The 16,119-nt window shown below is 52.1% G+C and carries 17 protein-coding genes; 8 read left to right on the top strand and 9 right to left on the bottom strand.

Annotated elements, in window-relative coordinates; genetic code table 11:
- Window positions 1-134 precede the first annotated feature (134 nt).
- Both BN3772_RS20830 and BN3772_RS20825 read left to right on the top strand, forming a co-directional pair.
- Complete coding sequence (locus BN3772_RS20830; protein WP_042178650.1) at window positions 135-938, top strand: metal ABC transporter permease; 804 nt, start codon at window positions 135-137, stop codon at window positions 936-938.
- A 64-nt stretch (window positions 939-1,002) separates the two neighbouring features.
- Window positions 1,003-1,716, top strand: coding sequence for a cytochrome c biogenesis CcdA family protein (locus tag BN3772_RS20825; RefSeq protein ID WP_042201941.1), 714 nt, complete (start codon window positions 1,003-1,005; stop codon window positions 1,714-1,716).
- A 9-nt stretch (window positions 1,717-1,725) separates the two neighbouring features.
- Here the strand turns inward: BN3772_RS20825 and splB are convergent, their stop codons facing one another.
- Window positions 1,726-2,802, bottom strand: coding sequence for a spore photoproduct lyase (splB, locus tag BN3772_RS20820; RefSeq protein ID WP_042201939.1), 1,077 nt, complete (start codon window positions 2,800-2,802; stop codon window positions 1,726-1,728).
- A gap of 191 nt (window positions 2,803-2,993) precedes the next feature.
- On the opposite strand from splB, the gene mntR reads away from it, so the two are divergent.
- The 3 genes from mntR (at window position 2,994) to BN3772_RS20805 (ending at window position 6,278) form a co-directional block, all read left to right on the top strand.
- A complete protein-coding gene (mntR, locus tag BN3772_RS20815; protein ID WP_042178642.1) occupies window positions 2,994-3,419 on the top strand; it encodes a transcriptional regulator MntR in 426 nt (141 codons plus the stop codon).
- 199 nt (window positions 3,420-3,618) lie between these two features.
- The gene (locus tag BN3772_RS20810; protein ID WP_042201936.1) at window positions 3,619-5,271 is read left to right on the top strand and encodes a family 10 glycosylhydrolase; all 1,653 of its coding nucleotides are present in this window, start codon (window positions 3,619-3,621) and stop codon (window positions 5,269-5,271) included.
- A 65-nt stretch (window positions 5,272-5,336) separates the two neighbouring features.
- A complete protein-coding gene (locus BN3772_RS20805) occupies window positions 5,337-6,278 on the top strand; it encodes a patatin-like phospholipase family protein (protein ID WP_042201933.1) in 942 nt (313 codons plus the stop codon).
- 83 nt (window positions 6,279-6,361) lie between these two features.
- On the opposite strand, the gene BN3772_RS20800 is transcribed toward BN3772_RS20805, so the two are convergent.
- Together BN3772_RS20800 and BN3772_RS20795 are read right to left on the bottom strand one after the other, a co-directional pair.
- Window positions 6,362-6,703, bottom strand: coding sequence for a hypothetical protein (locus tag BN3772_RS20800; RefSeq protein WP_042201931.1), 342 nt, complete (start codon window positions 6,701-6,703; stop codon window positions 6,362-6,364).
- 7 nt (window positions 6,704-6,710) lie between these two features.
- Window positions 6,711-7,664, bottom strand: a complete 954-nt coding sequence (locus BN3772_RS20795) for a DUF1385 domain-containing protein (RefSeq protein WP_086074693.1) — start codon at window positions 7,662-7,664, stop codon at window positions 6,711-6,713.
- A gap of 207 nt (window positions 7,665-7,871) precedes the next feature.
- On the opposite strand from BN3772_RS20795, the gene BN3772_RS20790 reads away from it, so the two are divergent.
- From BN3772_RS20790 to efp, 3 genes are all read left to right on the top strand, one after another.
- Window positions 7,872-8,363: a YqhR family membrane protein gene (locus BN3772_RS20790; protein ID WP_042178627.1), complete on the top strand. Its 492-nt coding sequence runs from the start codon at window positions 7,872-7,874 to the stop codon at window positions 8,361-8,363.
- Between the two features lie 74 nt (window positions 8,364-8,437).
- Entirely contained in the window at window positions 8,438-9,508 is a 1,071-nt protein-coding gene (locus BN3772_RS20785; RefSeq protein ID WP_042201925.1) for a M24 family metallopeptidase, read from the top strand.
- A gap of 47 nt (window positions 9,509-9,555) precedes the next feature.
- On the top strand, window positions 9,556-10,113 hold the full coding sequence (efp, locus tag BN3772_RS20780) for an elongation factor P (RefSeq protein WP_042201923.1): 558 nt from the start codon (window positions 9,556-9,558) through the stop codon (window positions 10,111-10,113).
- Between the two features lie 200 nt (window positions 10,114-10,313).
- Here the strand turns inward: efp and BN3772_RS20775 are convergent, their stop codons facing one another.
- The 6 genes from BN3772_RS20775 to BN3772_RS20750 form a co-directional block, all read right to left on the bottom strand.
- Window positions 10,314-11,684, bottom strand: coding sequence for an LLM class flavin-dependent oxidoreductase (locus BN3772_RS20775; RefSeq protein WP_042201921.1), 1,371 nt, complete (start codon window positions 11,682-11,684; stop codon window positions 10,314-10,316).
- A gap of 41 nt (window positions 11,685-11,725) precedes the next feature.
- The gene (locus BN3772_RS20770) at window positions 11,726-12,538 is read right to left on the bottom strand and encodes an ABC transporter permease (protein ID WP_052380624.1); all 813 of its coding nucleotides are present in this window, start codon (window positions 12,536-12,538) and stop codon (window positions 11,726-11,728) included.
- Window positions 12,535-13,305, bottom strand: coding sequence for an ABC transporter permease (locus tag BN3772_RS20765; RefSeq protein ID WP_425280449.1), 771 nt, complete (start codon window positions 13,303-13,305; stop codon window positions 12,535-12,537). Before BN3772_RS20765 ends, BN3772_RS20770 begins: the two co-directional genes overlap by 4 nt.
- A 126-nt stretch (window positions 13,306-13,431) precedes the next feature.
- Window positions 13,432-14,442, bottom strand: coding sequence for an aliphatic sulfonate ABC transporter substrate-binding protein (locus tag BN3772_RS20760; protein WP_042201919.1), 1,011 nt, complete (start codon window positions 14,440-14,442; stop codon window positions 13,432-13,434).
- A gap of 51 nt (window positions 14,443-14,493) precedes the next feature.
- Window positions 14,494-15,270: an ABC transporter ATP-binding protein gene (locus BN3772_RS20755; RefSeq protein WP_042201918.1), complete on the bottom strand. Its 777-nt coding sequence runs from the start codon at window positions 15,268-15,270 to the stop codon at window positions 14,494-14,496.
- Window positions 15,271-15,421: 151 nt separating this feature from the next.
- Entirely contained in the window at window positions 15,422-16,096 is a 675-nt protein-coding gene (locus BN3772_RS20750) for a TetR/AcrR family transcriptional regulator (protein WP_086074691.1), read from the bottom strand.
- Window positions 16,097-16,119: the final 23 nt, after the last annotated feature.

Genomic DNA, 16,119 nt, shown 5'->3' with positions numbered 1-16,119 from the left:
TCGAAATGCTTTTGCAAAGGTCGGATAGTTCTAAAGGTCGAAACGCTTTTGCAAAGTGGTTTGTTTTAAAGGTTTCAAAAGTTTTAATGACAATTTTCTATTAAAAGTTTGATCATGTCAGAGGAGATACCATCTTGCAAATCCTATTTAGTGACTTTTTTCAGCGGGCGCTCGCGGGCGGGCTGATGATTGGAATTACGGCGCCGCTGATCGGCGTTTTTCTTGTGTTAAGACGCTTGTCCATGATCGGGGATACGCTGGCGCATGTAACGATTGCCGGGGTAGCGCTCGGTTTTCTGACCGGCTTTTATCCGCTTGGGGCAGGCCTGATCTTTGCTGTATTAGCCTCATTTGCCATTGAAAAGCTGCGCAAAGCGTATAAGAGCTATGCCGAGCTGTCGATTGCAATCATTATGTCGGGCGGCGTGGCGCTGGCATCATTGTTTTTCACATTAGGCAAAGGCTACAATGCGGATGTTATGAGCTATTTGTTCGGAAGCATCTACACGCTGGATAACACGGATCTGGTCGTAGTCGGTATTGTTACTATTGCAGTAGTTGTCGTAGTGGCGCTGTTCTTCAAGGAGTTTTTCCTGCTCAGCTTTGAGGAGGATGCGGCGAGTGTCAGCGGCCTGCCGGTTAAGCTGCTCAATATGCTTATTACGGTGCTAACGGCGCTTGTAATCAGTACAGCGATAAAAATTGTCGGCTCACTGCTCGTATCTGCGCTGCTGACCATTCCGGTGGCCATCAGTCTGCTGCTGTCCCGCAGCTTTAAGTCCTCCGTTGTCCTGTCTGTCGTTATCGCGGAAATCGCCGTGGTCGGCGGTCTGGTGGTGGCTGGCGTGTGGAATCTTGCCCCGGGGGCAACGATTGTTCTGCTGCTTATCGCCCTGCTTGCCCTGACCCTTATCGGCAAAAAAGGACTGCCAGCCTAGACTCTGCTCCAGCATCAGATACGCTGATGCCTATTCAGCTTAAGTCCGGAAGGAGAGCTGCCGCTTGTCCAATGTGAATGCAGGAATTGCTTTTGCCGCCGGTGTAGCATCGTTTATCTCGCCCTGCTGTCTGCCGCTCTACCCCTCATACCTGTCCTATATTACAGGCCTGTCAGTGCAGCAGCTTAAAAGCGGCAGCAACAGCAAAGAGGTCCGTTTCCGGACCCTCTCGCATACGCTGGCTTTTATTTTGGGCTTATCTGCGGTATTCTATACGATCGGCTTTGGAGCCGGTCTGGTGGGTGAGGTGTTTAAGGAGCAGCGGGATTTAATCCGCCAATTGTCAGCCATTCTGGTTATGGTTATGGGACTATTCCTGCTCGGGATTTTTCAGCCTAAGTTCCTGCTTCGTGAATATAAGCTTAATCTAAAATGGAAACCGGCAGGATACCTGGGCTCATTTATTCTGGGCATTGGCTTCTCAGCCGGCTGGTCGCCATGCATCGGACCTATTCTGGCGCCGATCATCGCACTTTCCGCCAGTGATCAGGGCGCCTGGTTCCCGTTGATAACTGCTTATTGTACCGGTTTTGCCCTTCCGTTTTTTGTACTGGCCTTTTTCATCGGCGGCGCCCGGCGTATCCTGAAATATTCTAATATGCTGATGAAGGTGGGCGGTGCGCTTATGGTTATGATGGGCATTCTGCTGTTTACGGACCAGATGTTCCGCATCACCATTTGGCTGCAGGGCATTACGCCGGACTGGCTGAAATTTTAGCAGGCAGTTTTAGGTGAAGTAATCAATGCCGGCCTCCGGAAAATGTTCAAAAATTCGCTCTGTGATGAATTCGCGCAGGGCGGTTTGCTGTTCATCGGGATAGACATATTTGTTCTGCCCCCAGCGGCCCCATTTTTTCTTGCGCTTCTCAATATCCATTTCCAACTTGGATTTGGGATAACGCTTCTCGATCACCGTCTTGGCCGTCTTGGTGAACCGGTGCTGGATCATTTCGAAGGTTAGGCCTTTGCCTGAACCTGGAGGCATCGCTTTTGCCAGCTTGGCCAGCAGCTCCGCATAGCCCTCTTCCCAGCCGTCATGCCAGATAATCGGTGCGATAATAAAACCTAGCGGATATCCGGCCCTGGCAACCTTTCCGGCAGCCTCAATGCGTTCCTCAAAACGGGCGGTGGCCGGCTCGAAATTTTTGATGACATAGTCGGCATTGATACTGAAACGGATGCGGGTATGCCCGTTATGCTTGAGCTCAAGGAGCGGATCGACATGCTGATATTTGGTAACAAAGCGCAGCCGGCCCAGCGGCTCATCAGCCATGAACGTAATCAGCTCAGCCAGCGAGCCGGTAATATGCTCCAGACCCAGCGGGTCGGACGTACAGGCAGCTTCAAACGTCGTGATTTCCGGCGCGCGCTCATTGATATATTTTTTGGCGGCATCCAGGATATCTCCTGTATTTACATATACTCTGATATAGGGCTTCGCGCCCAGCGTGGTCTGCAGATAACAATAATGGCAGTGGCCCATACAGCCGGTGGCGATGGGGATGGCATAGTCGGCGGATGGCTTGGACTGGTCAAAAGTGAGCGTTTTGCGCAGGCCCACCACAAGTGTCCGTTTGGCTATTTTGTACTGCTCCAGCTCACCTTCACCGGGCAAATTCGTTATCCGGTTATGCGAGGTGGTCATCCGGTAGGGGATATTTTGAGCTTTGACCCACTGCATAATCTGCTCCCCTTTGGGGTAGTTCAAGGCATCCGGCTCAAAAAAAACAAGCTCGGGGATAAAAAGACCGGTAGGCCTCGGCTTTCTTTTGACAGGGGGACGTTCTGGTACGGCGATTGTCATGAACTCACACTCCTTCCGTAAAGCATGCCTTTATTGTGCCATTGTGGGGTGCGCAGAAATCATGGAAAAGATCGTTAACGGGGTGAAGCGGAGACCGAGGGACTTGCCAAGGGACGGCAGAAACATGTATCATTGTTAGAGCAAGGCTCGGCCCCAGTGCCACGCTCATTATAGAAAAGAGGTAAACTTGAATGCCAACACCCAGCATGGAGGATTATTTGGAGCGCATTTACAAGCTCATCGACGAGAAGGGTTATGCGCGGGTTTCGGATATTGCCGAGGGCTTGGAAGTACACCCCTCCTCTGTAACCAAGATGATCCAAAAACTGGATAAGGACGAATATCTCATCTATGAGAAATATCGTGGGCTTGTCCTGACGAGCAAAGGTAAAAAAGTAGGAAAACGGCTGGTTGACCGGCATGAGCTGCTGGAGGAATTCCTCGGCCTGATCGGAGTACAGCAGGAGCATATTTATAAGGATGTCGAGGGCATCGAGCATCATCTGAGCTGGGATTCGATTACGCGGATCGAGACGCTGGTGGAGTATTTCCGCCGGGATGAGGAACGCGTGAAGACCTTATATGATATTCACAATGAGCTGGTCAGCGATTCATAAAAAATTTGTTTCTGTTGGGCATACCGCAACCTTTCCAGTTTTTTTACGTCAAAACGGATAACGTCCTTAAATGAAGTATGAGAAAGTATAGCAGACTGTTATACTTTTACTTGTATTTCTCCGTTTTGCAAGAAACGGCCTTCTCCCTTGAATAAGGACGAGAGGGCCGTTTTTATTATTTTTACAACAGGGAGGAACTATGAATTACCGTAAATGGCTTTTGGGAGTAATGGTGCTGATGCTGCTTCTGCCGGTATGGCCGGCCGGTCTCCGCGCGGCAGCCGTTCAGATTACAATTGAACTGGACGGGGAAATGCTCAGTCCTGACGTGCCGCCGTATATTACAGCTTCTAATGTTACGATGGTACCGGCAGGGGTTGTCAGCCAGGGGCTGGGTGCAGCGGTTGCATGGGATCAGAGCAGCAAAACAGCGACCATCAGCAAGGGGGAGACTGTGCTGAAGCTGACCAGCGGAAAGCAGACGGCACTCGTGAATGCGGCTTCTGTACGTCTGGATACTTCGGTTCAAATCCGGCAGGGCCGGGTCATGGTACCGCTGCGGTTTGTAAGTGAGCAGCTTGGCCTGCAGGTGGTATGGAATCAGGCGACCAAGCATATTGCTTTGTATTCCAATGCAGAGATTACAGGACCGTCGACTCCTTCGGTTCCTACAGTACCAACAGTGCCGGTTCCATCTGCTCCATCTGTTCCGGTACCAACATTGCCGGGTAACACAGGGAAGGCAATGAAAGGTGCCTGGATCTCAACCGTCTTCAATCTGGACTGGCCGTCCGTGTCTTCAGCAAATAATGCGCAGAAGCAAAAGCAGGAGTTCGACAGCTTGCTGGACAAGCTTCAGGCAACCGGCTTTAATGCAGTCTTTGTTCAGGTGCGGCCCTCAGCAGACAGCCTGTATACCTCGCAGATCGTTCCCTGGTCCAAGGTGCTGACCGGCACACAGGGAAAGGTTCCGGATTATGATCCGCTGGAATACATCGTCAGCGCCGCACATCAGCGCGGAATACAGATTCATGCCTGGTTCAACCCGTTCCGGGCAACAACGGATACAGCAGCCGCTACCCTTGCGGGCCTGGCCGGCAATCATGTGTCCAAGGTCCATCCGGACTGGGTTGTCAAAGCAGACAGCAAGCTGTATATTAACCCCGGGATTCCGGAAGCCCGCCGGCACATCATTGATACTGTAATGGAAGTGGTTAAGGGCTACGATATTGACGGTGTGCATCTGGACGATTATTTCTACCCCTCGAATGTTACCTTTGCGGATGATGCGGCGTTCAAAGCGTATAATGCTTCAGCAATATCCAGTAAGGCAGACTGGCGGCGTGATAATATCAATCAGTTCATCCGCCAGCTGGGCCAGGAGATTCATACTGCCAAGCCGTCCGTTTCTTACGGGGTGAGCCCGTTCGGTGTCTGGCGCAACAAAAAGACCGACAGCTCCGGTTCGGATACAACGGCAGGCGTAACAGCCTATGATGATATGTATGCGGATACGCGCACCTGGATCAAGAACGGCTGGATCGACTATATCGCCCCGCAGATTTACTGGAGCCTGTCATTCTCTGCGGCCCGCTACGACAAGCTCGTAGACTGGTGGGTAGATGAGGTTAAAGGCACAGGAGTCAAGCTGTACATCGGCCAGGCCGCCTATAAGGTTGGCGATACGAAGCAGACCGCGGAATGGCAGAGCGGTGAGCAGATTATCAATCAGCTGAAGTACAACGATAAGTACGAGGAAGTGGACGGAAGCATAATGTTCCGCGCCAATGATATTGCAGTTCGTAACCCGTACGGGCTTGCGAGCCTGCTGGCCTTTTATTTTAAATCATAGAAGCATGAATGCTCCCCCGTGCTCATAGATAAGCAATAGATCTATGGAACGGGGGATTACTGTGTATGGAGATCAATGCAGTCTTTGAGGGCGGCGGGGTAAAAGGAATTGCACTGGCCGGTGCGGTTGAAGCTACGGAGCGGGCAGGCGGTGTCTTTAAAAGGGTGGCGGGAACCTCCTCGGGCTCTATTATTGCTTCGTTCCTCGCAGCAGGCTATAACGGGAAGGATATGAGCCGGATTATCAGACAGACTCCGTTCACCTCATTTCTGAAGCGGGGAATGCTGTACAACACGGCTTTAATCGGCCCGGCATTGCGGGTCATGATCAAAAAAGGGCTGTATTCCGGGGAAGCACTGGAGAGCTGGGTCCGCAGTATTTTACGGAATAAAGGCATTGTCACTTTCAGTGATCTCCCCCGCGGCAAGCTGTCGGTCATCGCCTCGGATATAACCAACGGCCGGATCATTGTCCTGCCGGATGATTTGCCGGAATACGGGATATCTCCGGGCAGCTTTGAAGTGGCCAAGGCAGTGCGGATGAGCTGCAGCATTCCTTATTTCTTTGATCCTGTATTGCTGCGTCTGAACGGGCGTGCGGCCCAAGGGAAGAGCTTCATGGAGCAATTCGTTTATGTAGTGGACGGAGGGGTGCTGAGTAATTTCCCGTTGTGGCTGTTTGAAGAGAAGGAGGCCGGTTTCAAAAGCCCTGAACGCCGGACGCCGACGGTCGGCTATCAGCTCATCGGGAAGACCGAAGCACAGCCGCACTCAATTACCGGCCCTTTCACGATGCTGCAGGCGCTTGTTGGAACAATGCTGTCCGCGCACGATGAAAGGTATATTGAGACGGAGAAGTTCGTGCGTACAGTCAAGATTCCGACGCTTGGCATTTCTACCACACAGTTTCATCTCACTGCGCAGGAGAGTGAAGAGCTGTATACAGCGGGGATGAAGGCCGGGGAAGCGTTCTTCCGGGAATGGCGGCCTCACAGGCATCGACTGTAATGTGCACAGGAAGATTTCATGATGATACCAAAAAAGCATCCCGCATGGCTGCCTTAGCAGCACCGGGATGCTTTACTGTTATTCTAATGATATTTAGGCATCTGGTCGTCGTTCTTGCCTTTACTGCCTTCAATCACCTGGAACGGATACGTTTTACGTTTGCCGGAAGCAGCCTGGTTCTTACGGACTCCGGCTACCTTGGCCATTGTTTTCTGGGACGGCTTAACCTTTGGTCCGGAGCGGCGAGCGCCGTAAGCCTGATCCTTCATAATCAGCCTGTAAGCAAAGTACAGCAGCCCAACCAGAATGAAGCTGGGGAGCAGTTCCCAGAATAGCCAGCTTAGTCCGTAGTTCACAACTCCGAAGAACAGACCGTAAACGCCCAGTAAAACGGAAATCCAAAAAACTAAAGCATGCCTGATCATAGGGCAATCATCCTTTCGCAGGATCCAATACACCGCCGGACACACTTTCATCAATATAGCCTTTAGCTTCAATCATGGCGTCCAGCTCACGCATCCGGTTAAATGATGCAATCGATACTTCAACCATATCATCCTTAGGTTCCTTGGTTGTCAGCAGTTGGAGCCAAAGTCCTGGGTAACCTAGATACTTCAGCCATGGAACATCGCGGACCGCGTTGGTACCTTTCAAGACCTCAAATGAAACACCAATGACAACCGGAAGCAGAATAATACGCTGAAGCACTCGTTCAGTAAGGCTGCTCCATGGGAAAACAGAATAGATTACGACGCCGAGGATAATGGTCAGCATCATGAAGCTGCTGCCGCAGCGGTAATGCAGCCGGCTGTATTTCTGAACGTTCTCGACGGTTAATTCTTCACCGGCTTCAAAGGCGCTAATGACCTTGTGCTCGGCGCCGTGATACTGGAAGAGCCGTTTGATGACCGGAGTTTGTGAGATAGCGGTCAGGTAGACAAGCAGCAGAATCAGCTTGATCCCCCCTTCCACAAGGTTGCGCAGAATATAGTTGTTAATTACACCCTCGAACAGATACGTCTCTATAAACACCGGAACCAGGGTAAAGATCAGCTTGCCGAACAGGAAGGACAAAATCCCCATCACCGCAACCCCGAAAATCATGCCGAGGCTCCAGCCTTCATCCTTCTTCTTCTCCTTGGCTGCATCCTTTTGCTTAGCCGCTTCCTCGGGCTCTGTCTCATCCTCAGCGAATGATTCTGCCGAGTAATTCAGATGCTTCGAGCCTTTGGCGCTGGAATCTATAATACTGACAATGCCGCGAAGCAGCGGAATCTTGCGCAGTTTAATGACCCAGCTCTTATCGCTCTTCGGCACCTCCAAAAATGTAATTTCCTGATTCTTCCGCCGTACGGCTGTTACGTTGATATGCTTGCCGCCGAACATGACGCCTTCGATAACGGCTTGGCCGCCGTAACTGGGAGTTTCCTGGGACAACCAATTCACCTTCCCGCATTATATTATAATTGATATAAACCATTGTAACTAATTTATGCTTACATTGCTAGTTGGATTGGCTTTTCCTGAGCATACTAGCATACAGGGACTGGAGAAGCGGCAACGCCAATTAACAGGTGAAAGCGAGGCAATATAATGAGTAAAGCAGGCAAGCAGGCATCAGAACATACAAACCCCTGGTTTTTCGCAATTGAACTGGGTATTTTTGCCGGATTGATCTGGGGAGGTATCCGCTGGCTGATCTATGTTTTTCGTTTCACAAAGGTGATACCGGGCTTTTTGGCCGAGCCCTTTTTTCAGCATGCCTTTTTAATGAAGCCCGCCGGGCAGCTGGTCGGGTACCTCTTTTATATCCTGTTCTCTGTAATAGCCTCTCTGATCTATGTACTCCTGTTCCGTAAGCTGAAAGGACCCTGGCCGGGAATGTTGTACGGTGTGCTGTGGTGGGCGGGAATCTTCCTGGCTGGCTCATGGCCGTTTCTGCAGCAGCCTATGTTTAAGCTCCCCTGGAACTCTGTTATCAGTGAGTTCTGCATCTTTTTACTTTGGGGATTATTCATCGGCTATACGGCGGCAATTGAGTATACGGATGAGCGAAAACGCGAACAGCGGACAAAGCTGGCCTGAACGCCCGAAAAAACTTCTCAAGGGCATGACCCTATGTTAAAATACAATGTGGCTATTTCGAGAGGAGAATGAAAATGGGCAACAAGCGCGTCTCCAAGCTGCGTAAGGTTTTGCAGGATCTGGGATTGGATGCAATGTTAATTACCAGCGGGTATAACCGTCGCTATCTGAGCGGATTCACCGGCTCTTCCGGTTATGTGTTAGTCACTGGTGATGAAAGCTATCTGCTGACGGACTTCCGCTACATGACTCAGGCTGCCGAGCAGGTGACCGGCCTAAAGGTTGTACAGCATGGTCCGAAGTTTATCGACACGGTGCGTGAGCTGCTGCCGCAAGGCGGAAGCGTGCGTGTCGGCTTTGAACAGGATGACGTCACTTTCAGCGCATACACAGCCTATGCTGCAGCACTTAAGCCGGCAGAGCTGGTTCCGGTCTCCAAGGCGGTTGAGAATCTGCGGATGTTCAAGGATGAGGAAGAGCTGGCTGTTATGCAGCGTGCGGCTGATCTGGCCGATGCCACCTTCAGCCATATCCTCAATGTGATCAAGCCCGGAATGACTGAGCGCGATGTGGATCTGGAAATGGAATTCTTCATGCGCACCCATGGCGCTACCTCGTCCTCGTTTGACACCATTGTTGCTTCAGGTGAACGTTCGGCCATGCCGCACGGTGTAGCCAGCAGCAAGGTGATCGGCAACAATGAATTCGTCACCTTTGACTTCGGTGCGCTGCTGGACGGATACTGCTCGGATGTAACCCGTACGATTGCACTGGGCAAGCCTGATCCGAAGCTGAAGGAAATCTATGACATCGTGCTTGAAGCACAGCAGCACACCTTAGCTAACATCAGGCCGGGCATGACCGGCCGTGAAGCGGATGCGCTGGCGCGCGACATTATTACCCGTTACGGCTATGGGGAGTACTTCGGCCACAGCACCGGGCACGGACTGGGTATGGAGGTTCACGAATGGCCGCGGCTGTCCAAGCTCGGTGATGAGATTCTGGAGCCGGGAATGGTTGTTACCGTTGAACCGGGAATTTATCTGTCCGGACTCGGCGGCGTACGGATTGAAGACGACATCGTGATTACAGAGAGCGGTATTACGCTGCTGACGCATTCGTCGAAGGATTATCTGGTACTGTAATTTTGCAACACCAACCAAGTTGATAATTGATCCAGGAGGGATTTTTAGTGATTTCAGTTAATGATTTTAAAACAGGCCTTACCGTAGAGGTAGAAGGCGATATCTTTACCGTTCTGGATTTCCAGCACGTAAAACCGGGTAAAGGTGCGGCATTTGTCCGCTCCAAGCTGAAGAACCTGCGCAACGGCAACACCGTTGAGCGTACCTTCCGTGCCGGCGAAACCATCGGCCGCGCCATCATCGAAAACCGCAAAGTACAGTACCTGTATGCAAGCGGTGCTGAACACGTATTTATGGATAATGAAACCTATGACCAGTTTGAGCTGACTGCCAAGCAGCTTGAATGGGAGCTTAACTTCCTGAGAGAGAACATGACGGTTAGCATCGTGAGCTACCAGGGGGAGATTCTGGGGATCAACCTGCCGACCAGCGTTGAGCTGAAGGTTACTGAAACCGAGCCAGGCGTAAAGGGTAACACTGCGCAGGGTGCAACCAAAGCTGCTACACTGGAAACGGGTCATATTGTACAGGTTCCGCTGTTCATTAATGAAGGAGACGTTCTCCTGATTGATACACGCGAAGGTAAATATATCTCCCGCGCGTAGGACAAGCCAAATAAAAAAAGTCTCATCCGCACATATAGCGAATGAGGCTTTTTTTATTAACTATTTCCGCGGGTCTCCGCAAAGTATCTGGGTCAGCTTCCAGGATAAGGCTCCACTTTGTGGGGTTGTTTTAAAATAAGAATTTATATGTTGCACGACATAAATAATTCTTCTATTTCGCACAGAAACGGATACCGTCCTTATGAGGACGGCGTAGCCGTTTCAACTTGTTTGTGCGACAACTCCTTCTGGAAATGGTGAAGCTGCGGCCGGACGAGGCCGAGATGCTCCCGGAGAGTATTTCCCGTGTATTCTTCACGGAACAATCCGCGGGCCTGCAGGATTGGAATGACATGATCCACGAATTCATTCAAATCTCCCGGCAGAACCGGAGGCATGATATTAAACCCGTCACAGCCGTATTCCCCGAACCAGAGCTGCATCAGGTCGGCCAGCTGCTCATAGGTTCCGACGAATTGCAGATGCCCTCTGGCGCCGATCAGCCTGCGGCCCAGCTCCAGAATAGACAGATTGTCCTTCCGGGCCATGTCCATGATCAGCTGTACTCTGCTCTTCATGCCGTTGCTGGCCTGCACCGGGTCCGGAATCTCAGGAAGCGGCTCGTTTACCGGGTAGACACTCAGGTCGAAGGTCAGCATACCTGACAGCAGCTTGACCACGGCTTCAGGCGGAATCAGCTCCTGCAGCTCGTTGTATTTGCGCTGGGCCTCCTCTTCGGTAGCACCAAGAATAGGGGAGAGGCCCGGCATGATCTTCATGCTGTCCCGTTCACGCCCGGCGCCCGCCAGCTTGGACTTGACGCTCTCATAGAACTTCTTGGCCTCCTGAAGGGACTGCTGGGCTGTAAAGATCACCTCGCCGAAGCTGGCGGCGAACTGCTGGCCCGGCTCGGAAGAGCCGGCCTGAATGAGCACAGGGTAGCCCTGCGGCGGCCGGGGTACGTTCAGCGTGCCTTTTGTGGAATACCACTGGCCTTTATATTCTACCTCTGTAATTTTGGCAGGGTCGGCAAATTGTCCCGCATCACGGTTAACGATGAGAGAGTCATCTCCCCAGCTGTCCCACAGCCGGGTAGCCACCTCAACAAACTCCTGGGCCATCTTGTAGCGCAGCCCATGTTCGGGGTGCTCGGCGCGTCCGAAATTGTGGGCTTCAGTGTCCAACTGGGAGGTAACGATATTCCAGCCGGCACGGCCGCCGCTGATGTGATCCAATGTGGCGAATTTGCGGGCGACGTTATAAGGCTCGTTATAGGTGGTCGATACGGTTGCGGTGAGGCCAAGCTTGTCCGTATCTGCCGACAAGGCCGACAGCACAGTTAACGGGTCCAGCATCCCTGCAGCAGATTGATCGGCGCCCATTACATACAGCAGATCCGCCAGAAACATCATATCGAATTTTCCGCGTTCCGCCGTCTGGGCAACTGCCCGGTAAAATGTATAATCAAATATATGTTCTGCCCCGGAGTCCGGACGCCGCCAGCCGTAATGGTGATGGCCGGTAAAATAAATGAATGCCCCTAAATGCAGCTGCCCTTGTCTGGCGCTCATGTTAATCTCCCTTTCTGTTACTGAAGAATATGGTAGTAGACTTAGCCTTTATACGTATCCCGCCAGCGCAGCCAGCGCTTCTCCAGCAGGCGTACAGCCGAATCGGACAGCTTACCGACTATTGCAAAGATCGAAATGCCGACAAAAACAATATCCGTCTGTGAGTATGCGCGCGCGTCCTGAATCATGTATCCGACGCCTGCACTGGCTCCCATCATCTCAGCCACGACCAGAACGAGCCATGCTGTACCCAGGGAAAGCCGGAGTCCAAGCAGAATATTGGGCAGTGCCGACGGGATGATGACCCTGCTGAGCAGCTGCCATCTGGTGAACTGGTAGATCCCGGTGACCTCAAGCAGCTTGAGCTCAACACCCCGGATACCGAGAAATGTATTTACATATACAGGGAAAAAGGCCCCGAGCGAGATCATCAGAATCTTCGAAAACTCGCCTACACCGAACCATAAAATAAACAGCGGTACCAGAGAGAGCATAGGAATCATCCGCAGCATCTGGAGTGAAGGATCGAGTGTACGCTCAGCCAGCTTGCCGAGTCCTGTAGACAGGCCGAGCAGCAGTCCGGCCGCGCTGCCAAGCGCAAAGCCCACACCTGCACGGTAGAGGCTGATACCCATATGCTGGAGCAGCTCGCCGTTGCCCAGCAGGCGGAAGGCTTGCCCGATGATCTGCGAGGGTGCAGGCAGCAGGGTAGCTGATACAAGGTGCAGGGCGGCTGCCAGCTGCCAGATCAGGAGAATGGCTACCGGTACAATCCACCCGTGGAGAGCTGCCGGTATACGGCTGAGAGCGGCTCCCGGACGTTCGCTGGTTCTGCCAGCAAGCTGCTTGTTCATTTGGCACCCTCTCCTTTATAGCTGTCCTGCCAGCGTAGCATTCTTGCTTCAATCAGCCTGATCACGAAATCGGAAAGCTTGCCGACTACCGCAAATACGATAATGCCTACGAACACCACAGTCGTAAGGGAGAAGGATCTGGCGTCATTGATCAGATAACCCACCCCTGAGCTGGAACCCATCATTTCAGCAACGACCAGGCCGAGCCAGGCCACACCGACCGACAGCCGGATACCCAGAAAAATATTAGGCAGCGAGGCGGGCAGGATTAATCTTGTGATCATCTGCCATTTACTGAACTGCAGCACCTTGCCTACATCAAACAGCTTGCTGTCTACAGAGCGGATACCGAGAAATGTATTGACATACAGCGGGAAAAAAGAGCCTTTGGCAATCAGCAGCAGCTTGGAGGTTTCACCGAAACCGAACCACAGAATAAACAGCGGGGCAATCGCCAGATGGGGCAGCGTCCGCAGCATCTGCAGGGTCGGATCAAGCAGCCGCTCGGTTTTATAGGAAAATCCGACCCAGATGCCTGCCGCCAGGCCCAGGCCGCCGCCGATCAGGAAGCCGAGCAGGGCTCTCCAGGCCGAGATGCCCAGATGCCTGGCAAGCTCGCCGGAGCTGGTCATACCCACCAGTTCTGCCCATATGCTGCTGGGCTTCGGGAGCAGGACGGGGTTCAGGTAACCCAGCGTCCCGGCAATCTCCCAGGCGATCAGCAGCCCCACAGGAACAAGGAGGCCAAGCAGCAGGTTGGTAGTCATAATGGACAGGCTGCTGCTTTTCAATGTGCGCTTTTTGGGGGTTAGCGGTGGGACAAGCGCTTTTTCCGCACTTGCTTGCATGATTGAACGCCTCTTTTCTCTGATGATCTGATAAATAAAAGCCTGTTATTCCAGCGGCTCCTTCAGGGCAGCCTCAATGTACTGGTTATCGGTGATTTTCTTGACCTCGATTTCGCTTCTGATATTTTCAATTTTGTACTGGAAGTCGGCAGTTGTCTGCATTTCAGCAACGATGTCGTCACTTACAGGGATATTGATAATCCGTGAGCGCTCAAAAATCCCTTTAACCACCTCAACAGGAATACTGCGTTCAGCCGCATATCTTTCCAGTGCCTCATTTTCGTTTTCGGTTTCCCATTTCAGCGTTTTGTTGACGGCCTTCAGATAAAGCGTGACAAGATCAGGATGCTGTTCGGCAAAAGCCGTACGTGCAATGGTAAAGGAAGGAGAGAGTACGCCAAGCTGTTCGCCGTCTGTCAGCACTTTGCCCTTACCGGTCAGTGTATTCAAAGTGATATAAGGATCCCAGGTTGCCCAGGCATCAACGCCGCCGTTCTCAAAAGCAGACTGCGTTTCATCAGGCTGCAGCTGGATGATTTCGAAATCGCTGTCCGGCAGCCCGGCTTCTTCAAAGCCGCGGTACAGGAAGTTGTAGGCATTGCTTCCCTTGGTAACCGCGATCTTTTTGCCTTTCAAATCTGCAAGCGAGGTGGCGGTGCTGCCGGCAGGCACGATTACAGCCACGTTATTTTTGCCGTCCAGCGCCTGAGAAATGATTGTAAAAGGAATGTTCGCGGCCTGGGCGGCGATAATCGGCATGTTGCCGAGACTTGCGATATCGAGCTTATTTGAAGCAATGGCTTCTGTCATCGGAGGGCCGCTCTGGAACTCAATCCATTCTACGGTTGCACCCAGCTTTTCGAACTCCTGCTCGAACCACTTTTCCTCACGGGCTTTGCCGAACAATCCGCCGCTGCCCTGAATGCCGATCTTGACGGTAACGCCTTCACTGGAGGCTGCTTCCTGGCTGCCTGCATTTGAAGTGTTCTTGGCGCAGCCGACAATCAGTAGGGACAAAGCAAGCAGCGCTGTAAGGATCAGTGACGATTTTTTCATGGTTTTTATCTCTCCTTTAGATATGTAGCTTTTTAAGAGGATTGGAGCCTGTTATATTCCGCCGCCCACGTCGTACAGCGGTTCTTCCACCTTTTCAAATTCGTTCAGCACCAGTCTGCGCATCTCCTGGAAGGCCGTGCCCGATCTTTTGCGGGGAAAGGGGAGATCGACCGGCAGCACGCTGCGGATATGCCCGGGACGGGGATTCATAATGACAACCCGTTCTCCGAGGAATACGGCTTCGTCCAGGTCATGGGTTACGAACAGCATGGTCGTCCCGTTGCGCTGCCAGATATCAAGCAGAACCTCCTGCATATGGGTCCGGGTAAAAGCATCCAGTGCACCAAACGGCTCATCCAGCAGCAGCACATCGGGGTTTCGCAGCAGCGCTCTGGCAATGGATACACGCTGAGCCATCCCGCCGGACAGCTCCCGGGGATAGGATTTTTCGAAGCCCTGCAGCCGTACAAGCTCGATCAGCTCATTAACCCTTTGACGCACCTGGGGATTCTTCAGCGACAGATTGGCTGCGATGTTCTTTTCCACAGTCAGCCAGGGGAAAAGCCTCGGCTCCTGAAAGATAAACCCTTTCTCAATGCTTGGGCCTTCAATCGGCTTGCCGTTCAGCAGAACCGTCCCCGTGTAACGTGTGTCCAGCCCGGCGACGATTTTGAGCAGGGTGCTCTTGCCGCATCCGCTGGGGCCGATAATCGTAATAAATTCACCTTTCCGGACCTGCAGCCGGATGTTGCTCAAGGCAATCACATCACCCGCGGGGGCGGAGAAGGTTTTGCTTAGTCCGTCGATCACAAGTAGCTCTGAGGCCATGATAGTCATTCCTTTCGCATTAATTTAATAATACATACATGATTACTTGGTATTAGTGGTAAAAAAAAAGAGAGTCACGCTATTATAATGGTCTTTAACAAACTGAACATAAATTCGTTTTGTTATGACGATATATTAGCAATGACATTTCTCACTTGTCAAACATTTTTTTATTCTGGAAACGGAAGAGCTTGGCCGAAGTGCTCGGATCGGTCTCCGGCAATGGCGTATCTGCCGAGAGAAACAGTGCGACGATCTCGGAAGGGTTAATGTGGACGGGTATTTCATAGCCAGGGGCAAGCTGCAGGGTGAGGCCCTGGATCAGGCTGACAAAATAAAAAGCCAGCTGCCGGGAATCTCCGGCAATGAGCGTTCCATCCGCCTGTCCCTGCCGGATAATCTCCGCCAGCGGCTCGAGATTTCCGGTAAACCGCTGTGTGGCAGCCGCCCTGATCTCCGGATTAACAGTCTGATTGGTACGGATGCTCTGCAGCATAATGGTGAACGCCCAGTTGCTCTCATTGGACAGCCAGCCTTTGCAGAACTCAAGCAGCTTGATTCGCGGGTCTGCATCAAGCGAAGCGAGATCCTCCAGAGTCTTGCCGTACGCAGTCTGCCCGCGCAGCAGCACCTCGCTAAAAATGTCATCCTTGGAGGAAAAATAGTTATAAATATTGCCCACGCTAAGATTGGCCTCCCGGGCAATATCCTTAATATTGGTCGAATCTATTCCGCGTTTGGCGATGGTCTGCAGAGCGGCATCCAGTATGTGCAGGGTGCGTTCCTTTCTCAGCTGCAGATCCTTCTGAACGTTTCTCGGCGACATGATATTCCTCCTTGTAAAGCGCA

Source organism: Paenibacillus camerounensis (assembly GCF_000723885.1).
Taxonomy (GTDB): domain Bacteria; phylum Bacillota; class Bacilli; order Paenibacillales; family Paenibacillaceae; genus Paenibacillus_AQ; species Paenibacillus_AQ camerounensis.
The sequence above is the reverse complement of the archived record's forward strand: the minus strand, read 5'-3'. Positions and strand labels throughout refer to the sequence as shown.